This window comes from Rothia sp. HMSC075F09 (assembly GCF_001810515.1).
GTDB lineage: Bacteria > Actinomycetota > Actinomycetes > Actinomycetales > Micrococcaceae > Rothia.
Window position 1 is genome coordinate 1 of record NZ_KV801770.1, and the last position, 932, is coordinate 932.

General features: G+C 53.2%; 1 rRNA gene. It reads left to right on the forward strand.

Annotated elements, in window-relative coordinates:
- Positions 1-932 (forward strand): 23S ribosomal RNA (locus HMPREF2749_RS00785); the annotation flags it as partial.

Genomic DNA, 932 nt, shown 5'->3' on the forward strand with positions numbered 1-932 from the left:
TTTTTTGGGCGAAGCTGAGAATTTAAGCCCCAGTAAACGGCGGTGGTAACTATAACCATCCTAAGGTAGCGAAATTCCTTGTCGGGTAAGTTCCGACCTGCACGAATGGAGTAACGACTTCCCTACTGTCTCAACCATGAACTCGGCGAAATTGCAGTACGAGTAAAGATGCTCGTTTCGCGCAGCAGGACGGAAAGACCCCGTGACCTTTACTATAGTTTGGTATTGGTGTTTGGTTTGGCTTGTGTAGGATAGGTGGGAGACTGTGAAGCATGGACGCTAGTTTGTGTGGAGTCGTTGTTGAAATACCACTCTGGTCAATCTGGATGTCTAACTTCGGGCCATGATCTGGTTCAGGGACAGTGCCTGATGGGTAGTTTAACTGGGGCGGTTGCCTCCTAAAGTGTAACGGAGGCGCCCAAAGGTTCCCTCAGCCTGGTTGGCAATCAGGTGTTGAGTGTAAGTGCACAAGGGAGCTTGACTGTGAGACTGGCAGGTCGAGCAGGGACGAAAGTCGGGACTAGTGATCCGGCGGTACGTTGTGGAACGGCCGTCGCTCAACGGATAAAAGGTACCTCGGGGATAACAGGCTGATCTTGCCCAAGAGTCCATATCGACGGCATGGTTTGGCACCTCGATGTCGGCTCGTCGCATCCTGGGGCTGGAGTCGGTCCCAAGGGTTGGGCTGTTCGCCCATTAAAGCGGTACGCGAGCTGGGTTCAGAACGTCGTGAGACAGTTCGGTCCCTATCCGCTGCGCGCGTTGGAAATTTGAGAAAGGCTGTCCTTAGTACGAGAGGACCGGGACGGACGAACCTCTGGTATGTCAGTTGTACCGCCAGGTGCATGGCTGATTGGCTACGTTCGGGAGGGATAACCGCTGAAAGCATCTAAGCGGGAAGCCTGTTTCGAGATGAGATTTCCTGGCACTTT